Source organism: Streptomyces aurantiacus (assembly GCF_001418335.1).
GTDB classification, from domain to species: Bacteria; Actinomycetota; Actinomycetes; order Streptomycetales; family Streptomycetaceae; genus Streptomyces; species Streptomyces aurantiacus.
Map to the genome: position 1 here is coordinate 1 of NZ_LIPP01000240.1, position 9,959 is coordinate 9,959.

Here is a 9,959-nt window from a genome sequence, read left to right on the forward strand (position 1 = left end):
GTTCGGGGGTGGGTTCGGGAGTGGATCCGGGAGTGGATCCGGGAGGTGGGTCGTCGTTCCCGGTGTCCGGGTTGTCGGGTGCGCCCGGGGCCAGGTCGTACAGGTGGCCGGCCAGGACGCCCAGCTCTTCCGGGACCTTGGCGGACTCGCTGCGGCCGAGGCCCGCCATCTCGACGACCGTGACGCCGTCGGGGCCGGTCACGGCCCGCACCCAGACGCGGCGGCGCTGGATGAAGAGGGAGGCGGCGAGACCGAAGATGGCGGTGAAGGCTCCGCCGAGCGCCCAGCCGGCTCCGGGCTGGCGGGTGACCTGGAAGTTCGCCCACTCCTTGATCCCCTTCTCGAAGGTGACCGAGCCGGCGCCGTTCGGGAGCTGCATGGTCTCGCCGGGCTTCAGGTTCTCCCGCAGCTGCTCGCCCTTGGAGTTCTTGAACTCCTTCATGTTCTTCTTCTCAAGCTGGTACACGCTCTGCGGAAGGCCCGCGTCGACACCGAGGTCGCCGTGGTACGCCGCCAGGTTCAGCACCGGGTTCAGCAGCGAGGGGAACTGCGAGACCACCGCGCTGCCCTCTCCGCCGTACGAGGGGAGGAAGAATGCCTGGAAGCCGAGTTGCTCCGACTTCCCCTTGGCGTCCTTGTAGCCGTCCATGACCTTGACCACGCCGGTCGAGGTGGAGTTGGAGTCGAGCGGCAGCAGCGGCACGGCCTGGCGGTAGACGACGTCGCCCTTGGCGTCCCGAACGGTGACGACGGGCGCGTAGCCGTGCGCGGTGAGGTAGACCTTCGAGTCGTCGATGTCCAGCGGCTCGTTGACCTTGACGGTCTTCTTCTTCTGCGCGCCGTCGGCACCCACGCTGTAGTCGACGGTCGCCTGGTACGTGCGCGGGGTGCCCTTGTTGGGCCCCGTCATCTCGTACGTGCCCGTGAAGTCGTCCAGTACGAAGCTGAACGGCTCCAGGTCGTTCGTGTCGAACAGGCTCCCGGACTTGAAGTCGTCGTACTGCGTGAGGGTGTTGGCGAAACCGTCGCCCTCGACGATCAGCTTGTTGCCCTCGGACTTGAAGAGCTGGCCCCAGGCGAAGGCGGTCAGCATCACGATCAGCGCGATGTGGAAGGCGAGGTTGCCGATCTCACGGAGGTAGCCCTTCTCGGCGGCGACCGCGTCCCCGGCGAGGTCCGCGCGGAAGCGCCGCTTCTTCAGGAGCTTCAGCGCCTCGTCCCGCACGTCTTCCGGCGCGGCCTCGGTCCGCCAGGTCGTGTACGCGGGCAGCCGGGTCAGCAGCCGCGGCGCACGCGGTGGACGGCCGCGCAGCTGCCCGACGAACTGCCAGGTGCGGGGCACGATGCAGCCGATGAGCGAGACGAAGAGAAGGATGTAGATCGCGGAAAACCACACGGAGCTGTACACATGGAACAGCCCGAGCTTCTCGTAGACCGGTCCGAGCGTGGTGTGCCGGGCCTGGAAGTCGGCCACCTTCGTCTCGTCGGTGCCGGACTGCGGGATCAGCGAGCCGGGGATCGCGCCGAGGGACAGCAGGAACAGCAGGAGCAGCGCGACCCGCATCGAGGTCAACTGCCGCCAGATCCAACGGGCCCAGCCGGTGACCTCACGGCCGGTCCACACCAGCCATCCCGTGGCGCCGGGGGTGCGTGCGCCGCCGAAGGAGCCGGGCATCGCCGTCTCCCGGGGTGCGGTGGACAGCTGGGCCCCGGCCTCACCGAGATCGCCCGCGTCCCGCGCGGAGGTGCCGTTCCCACCGTCCACGCCGTTCGTGTCCTTGGCGGCCCGTCCGTCGGTGTTCTGCACGTCGGTGTTCTGCACGTCGGTGTCCCGCGTCGTGCCCATGAATCAGACCCCTACCGTGAAGCCGTCGGACCAGCCCTGCATCTCCTGCACGATGCTGTCCCACGCGCCGGTCAGCAGCAGCAGACCGGTCGCGATCATCATGCCGCCGCCGACCCGCATCACCCACACATAGTGGCGCTTGACCCAGCCGAACGCCCCGAGCGCCTTACGGAAGGCGACGGCTGCGACGACGAAGGGCACGCCCAGACCTACGCAGTACGCGACCGTCAGTATGGCCCCGCGCCCGGCGCTCGCCTGGTCGGAGGAGAGCGCCAGCACGGAGGCGAGCGTCGGACCGATGCAGGGCGTCCAGCCGATCCCGAAGAGCGCGCCCAGCACCGGGGCACCGACGAGTCCTGCGACCGGCCGCTTGTGGAAGCGGAACTCGCGCTGGGTGAGCCACGGCATCATGCCCATGAAGAAGACGCCCATGAGCACCATGAGCACGCCGAGCACCTTGGACATGGTGTCCTTGTGCTCCTGCAGGGTCGACCCGAAGTAGCCGAAGAGGGCGCCGCCGGAGACGAAGACCGCGGTGAAGCCGAGTACGAACAGCGAGGCGCCCGCGACCATCCGGCCGCGCCGCGCCTCGGCGAGGTCGGTGCCGCTGATCCCGGTGACGTACGAGAGGTAGCCGGGCACGAGCGGCAGTACACACGGTGAGAAGAAGGAGACGAGCCCGCCGAGGACCGCGATCGGGACGGCGAGCACCAGGGCCCCGGTGAGGACGGTCTGGTTGGGGTCGGTGCCCGCGGCGACGAGAAGAGACACGAGCGGTCACTTCTCCGCGAGGATCGGCTTGAGCATCTTGCGCAGGTTCGTCTCGCTGAGCGCGGACAGCGACCGGGAGGCGACCTTGCCGTCCCGGTCGAGTACGAGCGTGGAGGGGATCGTCTGCGGGTTGAGCGTGCCCTTCTTGAAGCGGAGCATCAGCTTGCCCGTGGGGTCGTACAGGCTCGGGTACTCGACGCCGTGCGCCTTCTCGAAGGCGATCGCCGGGGTGGTGCTGGTGTCACGGGTGTTGATGCCGACGAACTGCACGCCCTGGTCCTTCAGATCCTCGGAGACCTTGACGAAGTTCTTGGCCTCCAGGCGGCACGGGCCGCACCAGGAGCCCCAGACGTTCAGGACGACGATCTTGCCCTGGTAGTCGGCGACGTCGAGCTGCTTGCCGTCGATGGTCTCGCCGGACAGGTCGGGGGCCTGGGTGCGGCTGCCCTTGTCGACCGTGGCGATGCCGTCGGAGCCGGTGACGAAGCCGGTGTCGCCCGACCCGCCGGACTTGCCTCCGGAGCCGCACGCGGCCAGGAGCAGCGCCGCGGCGACGGCTCCGCCGGTCAGCACGGCGGCGCGGCTACGGTCCCGGAAGCGGATACGGGTTCGGGTACCGGTGCCGATACGGGTACGGGTGCGGGTGCGGTTTGTGCGCCGAGGCGCCGCGTTCGAGCGCTGACGGGTCCGGTTCGTACGCTGGGGGGCGCGGCTGGCGGCACTCATGTGAAAAGTTTCGCATGTCCGTTCCGGGGATCTTGCGCACCCCCCTCGCGGGTGCGAAACCGCATTTCAGGCGGCGTTTCGGGCGATACGCCGGAGACGGCCGGAAGACGGCGGCAGGACGGTCGGGAGGCGGCCGGAAGGCAGCCGGAAGGCAGCCGGAAGGCAGCCGGAAGGCAGCCGGAAGTCGCTCAGGCGTCCCGCCCCGAGCCTCCGCCGAACCCTTCCCCGAACCCTCGGCCTAGCCCTTCGCCGACTCCTTCTCCGAATTCTCCGAACCCTTTGCGGTTCCGGAGTTCGGGGTGACGTCGCCGAGGAAGGTGTTCCAGCCGCCGGCCGGCTCCTGTCCCACGTCCAGCGACCGCATCTTCTCCAGCACGGCCTCGTCCTGCACGTCGAGCCAGTCCACGAACTGGCGGAACGACACCATGCGTACGTCCTTCTTGCCCGCGATGTGCTTCAGGGCGCCCTCGACGGCGTCCATGTATATGCCGCCGTTCCAGTCCTCGAAGTGGTTGCCGACGAAGAAGGGGGCGCGGTTCGACTCGTACGCACGCGTGAAGCCCGCTATGTACGAGTCGGTCGCCTGCTTGCGCCAGGCCGGGTAGTTCGCGGGCGGGGCCTTGGTGGAGTTCACCGACTGGTTCGCGAGGATGTTGTAGTCCATCGAGAGGACCTCGAAGGTGTGGCCGGGGAAGGGCATCGCCTGGAGCGGCAGGTCCCAGACGCCGCTCTTCTTCGAGGGCCAGACCTGGTTGCCGCCGGGCGAGGAGGCGTCGTAGCGCCAGCCGAGCTCGCGGGCGGTGGGCAGCAGGTTGTCCTGGCCCTTCAGGCAGGGGGTGCGGCCGCCGACGAGTTCCTTGTCGTAGTCGAAGGGCAGCGACGGCACCTGGTCCTCGGTCCAGCCCGTGTTCGTACGCCACTCCTTGACGAAGCCCTTCGCCTGGTCGATCTCGCTCCGCCACTGGGCCGGCGTCCAGTTCTCGACCGTGCCGTTGCCGCTGCAGAAGTGGCCGTTGAAGTGGGTGCCGATCTCGTGTCCGTCGAGCCAGGCACGCCGAACGTTCTTCAGCGTCGACTTGATGTGGCTGTCCGTCAGATAACCGATGTCGGAGGCGCCCGGCGCATTGTTCGGGGGGAGGTACTTGCGCTTTTTCGACTCGGGCAGGAGGTAGATCCCGGAGAGAAAGAACGTCATTCGTGCGTCGTGCTCTTCGGAGAGTTTCAGGAATCGATCGAAGAGGCCGTTGCCGACATCTCCCGCGCCGTCCCAGGAAAAGACGACGAACTGCGGCGGGGTCTCGCCGGGTTGGAGCGGCACGGGCTTGGCGGGCTGCTTGGGCTGCTTCCCGGTGAAGGAGGTGGAACCGTCGCCGATGGGACGGGCGGGACGTTCGCCGGGGCTCTTACCGGCGTCGCCGGCGTCTTTGGTGCCGCTGAAGCCATGGCCCACAGCGTTACCGCAGCCCGCGAGGCCCATGGCTGCCGCGGCTCCGACCCCGGCTCCCAGCATTCCCCTTCGGCTGATGTCGCGCATTCCATCCCCATTCGTCGTGCCTGGCGTCCAAACCATCTGGACACCGAGTTAGAGGCCACGACGAACACCGGGGTTCCCACCCACACGTACGGATTTCGGTGACAAACCGAAGATGAACCTGTAACGGACAGAACGGGAACCAAATCCCCGAAACACCCGTCCGGGCCGCGCCCCTTCAGGGGCGCGGGGAACTGCGCGCCCAGCCCCCACCGCCCCGCACTCCGAGAACAACCCGAGCCAACCCAACCCAGCGGAGCGCCTACGCTCCGAAGGCCTTCGACTTCCCCTTCACCGCCCTGGCCCCCGCAAGAAGATGCGCAGGCACAAGATCCCGCGCCGGCTCGGTGTACCCGACGGACACGATCTCGTCGCCCCGGTACGTGAACGTCGTCAGCGAGGCCAGCGTGCACTGCCGCTTGCGCGGGTCGTGCCACAACCGCCGCCGCTCCACGAAGGACCGCACGATCCAGATGGGCAGCTGATGGCTGACACACACGGCCTCGTGCCCCCGCGCCGCGTCCTTCGCCGCGTCCAGCGCCCCCATCATCCGTACGACCTGCTCCAGGTACGGCTCGCCCCAGGACGGCTTGAACGGGTTGACGAGGTGCTTCCAGTTCTCGGGATTGCGCAGGGCTCCGTCCCCGACTCCGAAGGTCTTGCCCTGGAAGACGTTCTCGGCCTCGATCAGCCGGGCGTCGGTCGCGAGGTCGACACCGTGCGTCTCGGCGATCGGTGTGGCCGTCTCCCGGGCCCGCTCCAGCGGGGAGGAGACGACGTGGGTGATGTCCCGGGGGGCGAGGTGCTCGGCGACGCGCTCGGCCATCCGCTGTCCCAGCTCGGACAGGTGGTAGCCGGGCAGCCGCCCGTAGAGCAGTCCGTCCGGGTTGGCGACCTCGCCGTGCCGCATCACGTGTACGACGGTGATGTCACTCATGCTGCCGTGGCCTCCGCTGCTGCCCGTGCCGCCGCCGGAAGGGCGTCGGCGATCCGCTGTACCGCCCGGTCGTCGTGCGCCGTCGACACGAACCAGGACTCGAACGACGACGGCGGCAGGTAGACGCCCTGCGCCAGCATCGAGTGGAAGAAGGCGTTGAAGCGGTACGACTCCTGCTTCTTCGCGTCCTCGTAGTCACGTACGTCGTCTCCGGTGAAGAAGACGGAGAACATGGTCGACGCGTTCTGCACCCTGTGCACCACGCCTTCCTTGGTGAGGGCGTCCGTGACCAGCGTACGGATCCGCTCGGACACCGCGTCGAGCGCGGCGTACGCGGCGTCGTCGAGCAGCCGCAGCTGGGCGAGGCCGGCGGCGGTGGCGACCGGGTTCCCGGACAGCGTGCCGGCCTGGTAGACGGGGCCGACGGGCGCGAGGTGCCCCATCACATCGGCCCGCCCACCGAAGGCTGCGGCCGGGAAGCCGCCGCCCATGACCTTGCCGAAGGTCATGAGGTCGGGCTCGACGCCGTCCACCCCGTACCAGCCGGCCCTGCTCGTCCGGAAGCCGGTCATGACCTCGTCGGAGATGAACAGGGCGCCGTCCGCGGCGCAGGCGTCCTTGAGTCCCTGGTTGAAGCCGGGCAGCGGCGGCACGACGCCCATGTTCCCGGGCGAGGCCTCGGTGATCACGCAGGCGATCTCGCCGGGATGCGCGCGGAAGGCCTCACGCACGGCATCGAGGTCGTTGTACGGCAGGACGATGGTGTCCCCGGCCTGGGCGCCGGTGACGCCCGGGGTGTCGGGCAGCGCGAAGGTGGCGAGGCCGCTGCCGGCGGCGGCCAGCAGCGCGTCCACGTGCCCGTGGTAGCAGCCGGCGAACTTCACGATCTTGGCGCGCCCGGTGAACCCGCGCGCGAGACGGATGGCCGACATGGTCGCCTCGGTGCCGCTGGACACGAGGCGGACCTGCTCGACCGGCCCGACCCGGGCGACGATCTCCTCGGCGAGGGCGACCTCGCCCTCGCCCGGCGTACCGAAGGAGGTGCCGCGGGCCACGGCGGCCTGAACCGCCTCGATGACCTCGGGACGGGAATGGCCGAGGATCATCGGCCCCCAGGAACAAACGAGGTCCACATATTCCCTCCCGTCGGCATCCGTCAGGTATGGACCGTTACCGGACACCATGAACCGGGGCGTACCGCCCACGGCGCGGAACGCTCGGACGGGAGAGTTCACGCCGCCGGGCGTCACGGCCGCCGCACGGTCGAAAAGATTCTGCGAAACTGGGGCTTCGTACGGATAGCTCACACGGACCATGGTGTCAGAGGCTGCGAAGATCCTGCGGACAGGTGTTTCAACGCACGTTTCGGCGTGCGGCCGTGGGGGAGGTCACTGTCACGATGATCGGGTTGCGTGGCGGGGGTTGCGCGCCCTGGAAAAGCAGTCGGGTGGAGATATGCATCGCGGTGGCGGACTGGGCGAGGGGACCGATGACCTCGGTCCTCGGCGTGCCCGGCAGGGGAAGCACCGGCGCGAGGCGGAAGCGGCCGAAGCACGGCATGCACAGGGATCACAGGGCGACCCTGAGCGGATCGAGCCGTCCGCGCGTATGGATGGTATGGACTACACGGACCGCGGGGCAGACCAGCTCAGGCCAGGAAGCGGGAATGGTGGCCGGGTGGGGGTGACGTACAAATACTTCGGGGCACCGGACGGCGCGACCGCCGCCCGCGTCCCGATCTCCATGCGCCCGGAGGAACTCGGCGGCGACGAGCTCGGCATGAACGGCATGTTCACGAAGATCAAGCCGGAGACGATGGCCGCGATGGTCCTCACCGGCATAGAGGGCATACCGCTGCACAAGGTGCCCCCGCTCGAACTGGTCGTCCTCCACCCCGACTACGCCGTCGTCAGGCTCCCCATGACCGTCGTCGACCCGCTCCGCGGCATAGGCGAGGAAGCCGTGGGCGCGGCAGCCTTCATCTGGTCGACGGTCCCGGACCGCGGCGGCCCCCGTGACGCGTACAACGTCTACCAACTGCTGCACGAATGGCAGGACTTCAGCCACCGCTTGCATGAGGCGGGGCATCAGCCGTACTGCTTGGTGTGGCCCTGAGCTTGAGTTCTGCCGGTAGCGGGCGGGGTCTTCGGGCCTCGCCCTTTTCCGTGCCGGGGAGGGGCCGCCCAGGCGGCCAGGGCACATTGAGGGTTGGTTGTGCTGGTGTCCACGGCGAGGACGCGGACGCCGAGGTGTTCGAGGGTGTGGGCGGCGCGGCGATCGGCACTATGGCGGCGCGCCCCCGTGACGCAACCCCTGTGCGACACGACACCGCCAGGTGACGCACCTCACATGCCTCGATTGTCGCGCGCGTACAACCCTTTCGGTTCATTGTCGATCAAGACTGTGCGGCCGCTGCGGCCGTGCGTGATCTGGGTCCACCCGTCTCGTTCGCGACCTGCATCCGCCCTTTGTCAGGCGATATCGGAGCCTTCTCATGTCCCAGCACTCCCGCAAGAAGTTGACGTCCGGCAAGAAGGTGACCCTGGGCATCAGCGCACTGGCCGCCTCCGGGCTCGCCGTCGGCCTGTTGGTGACACCGTCCGCGATGGCGGGCGGGAGCGACGCGGCTGAGGCGCTGGAGCAGAGCAGGGCAGCGGCCGCTGAGGCGTCGGCGGCGAAGACCGCCGCGCCCAGGACCCTGGCCGCGAGCACTGCCGACTCCACCGTCGTCTCCGACATCTCCGTCAACGGCGGCAACAGTGCCCGCGTCGGGACGGCGAACACGCAGACGATCACCGTGAAGTGGACGGTCGGCGGCGGGTCGAAGCTCTACGGCAGTCACGCGTCGATCTGGCGCGGCACCGACCGCGACAGCGGACTGAAGCAGTTCATGAACTCCGAGCAGTTCAATGCGGGCACCGACCCCTGCGTTAAGTCCGGGGACGCCACATACAGCTGCACGGCCACCTACAAGATCGACCCTCAGAGCGTCCTGACGAACGAGGATGCCGGAGCCTGGAAGATCAGCCTCTGGGCGATCACCGACGCGGCCACCGATGTGCGCACCGACAACGCCAAGACCTGGTACCTCAAGCGCTGGTCCCGGCTGAGCAGCAACGCGGCCCCCGAGCCCGTCGCCAAGGGCAAGACGATCACGATCACCGGCAAGCTGGAGCGCGCCAACTGGGACACCCACAAGTACGCGGGCTACACCCAGCAGACCGTCCGCCTCCAGGAGCGTTCGCCGGCCGGCTCGTACGCCACCACCAGCAGCCACATCACCGGCACCAGCAGCCTGGCGGGCGTCGAGAAGCAGACTCGCACCGCCACCACCGACCGCTGCTACCGCTACAAGTTCGAGGGCACCTCCACCACGCCGCCGGTCACCGCCACCGGTGACTGCGTGGATGTGCGCTGAGCCAGCTTCTCTGGCTGACCACACCGGGGCAGGGAGGCGACGGACCCCTGCCTGTCCCGGTGTTGACCGGCCTGCGGATCCGGTAGTGCGGTCCGGGCCGGGCCCGCTCCCGCCCGGACCGCCTGCGCGGCGAGGCGAGCCCGGGTCCCCGGCCGGCGGCGAACCCGTACAGCTCCCGCGTCGGTGGTGACCGTCTCAGGAGGGTAGCGGCCACTGTGGGCCGCTCGGATTTCCGAGCCAACGGCCTGTTGGTCGCGGGAGGCAGTCACGCCGAAGGGCGCGGTGTTCGGTGCGCCGTACTCCTCCCAGGTGGCCACCGCCGACTCGATCGCGTCCCACAGGCGGCGGGGGCCGCCCTGCCTGGCCTGCCAGCCGCCGTCGACCGCGAAGAGGCCCCTGCTCGTCGAACAGAGGCTCCCTTTGCCGCAACGCACTCATACCCGGACGGCCCGCCGGAAGCTCTGCTTCCGGCGGGCCGTCCGTGTGTGTCGGTGTTCAGCGAACCTGTCGGTGATCCATCGGATCAGGTCACTTCCCGTAGTACGCGTTGTAGATCGAGATCGTCGACTTGTTGCCCTTCTTGTCGGCGATCTTGGCGTGGAACGAGATCCCCTTGCCCTTGGCCGGGTTCGTGACCGCGATCTTGCCGTTCTTGACGGTGACCTTCTTCCAGGTCTGGCCGTAGTCGTACGACACGTACACCGACAGAGACTTCAGGTTCGAGCCCGCT

At 68.6% G+C, this 9,959-nt stretch carries 9 protein-coding genes; 2 read left to right on the forward strand and 7 right to left on the reverse strand.

Translation table 11 applies throughout. The features are described from left to right. The 6 genes from resB to hemL form a co-directional block, all read right to left on the reverse strand. Positions 1-1,846 (reverse strand): cytochrome c biogenesis protein ResB (gene resB, locus AOK01_RS28645; RefSeq protein WP_107099940.1); only part of this gene is annotated, 1,846 nt, incomplete at its 3' end. Positions 1,847-1,849: 3 nt separating this feature from the next. Further along, positions 1,850-2,617, reverse strand: coding sequence for a cytochrome c biogenesis CcdA family protein (locus tag AOK01_RS28650; RefSeq protein WP_055516727.1), 768 nt, complete (start codon positions 2,615-2,617; stop codon positions 1,850-1,852). 6 nt (positions 2,618-2,623) lie between these two features. Next, a complete protein-coding gene (locus AOK01_RS28655) occupies positions 2,624-3,343 on the reverse strand; it encodes a TlpA family protein disulfide reductase (RefSeq protein ID WP_055516729.1) in 720 nt (239 codons plus the stop codon). A 238-nt stretch (positions 3,344-3,581) separates the two neighbouring features. Beyond that, positions 3,582-4,877 (reverse strand): polysaccharide deacetylase family protein, encoded by a 1,296-nt coding sequence (locus AOK01_RS28660; protein WP_107099941.1) that lies wholly within the window; start codon positions 4,875-4,877, stop codon positions 3,582-3,584. A 259-nt stretch (positions 4,878-5,136) separates the two neighbouring features. Continuing rightward, positions 5,137-5,811 carry a histidine phosphatase family protein gene (locus AOK01_RS28665; protein ID WP_055516732.1) on the reverse strand — a complete coding sequence of 225 codons (675 nt, stop codon included), beginning with the start codon at positions 5,809-5,811 and terminating at the stop codon, positions 5,137-5,139. After that, the gene (gene hemL, locus AOK01_RS28670) at positions 5,808-7,127 is read right to left on the reverse strand and encodes a glutamate-1-semialdehyde 2,1-aminomutase (RefSeq protein ID WP_079103834.1); all 1,320 of its coding nucleotides are present in this window, start codon (positions 7,125-7,127) and stop codon (positions 5,808-5,810) included. Before hemL ends, AOK01_RS28665 begins: the two co-directional genes overlap by 4 nt. 139 nt (positions 7,128-7,266) lie before the next feature. Here hemL and AOK01_RS28680 point away from each other — a divergent pair, with 139 nt between their 5' ends. Together AOK01_RS28680 and AOK01_RS28685 are read left to right on the forward strand one after the other, a co-directional pair. Next, positions 7,267-7,926 (forward strand): hypothetical protein, encoded by a 660-nt coding sequence (locus AOK01_RS28680; RefSeq protein ID WP_079103835.1) that lies wholly within the window; start codon positions 7,267-7,269, stop codon positions 7,924-7,926. Positions 7,927-8,305: 379 nt separating this feature from the next. After that, a complete protein-coding gene (locus tag AOK01_RS28685; protein WP_055516736.1) occupies positions 8,306-9,229 on the forward strand; it encodes a hypothetical protein in 924 nt (307 codons plus the stop codon). A 528-nt stretch (positions 9,230-9,757) separates the two neighbouring features. On the opposite strand, the gene AOK01_RS28690 is transcribed toward AOK01_RS28685, so the two are convergent. Beyond that, the coding region (locus AOK01_RS28690; protein WP_055516738.1) for a hypothetical protein at positions 9,758-9,959 on the reverse strand (202 nt) is incomplete at its 5' end.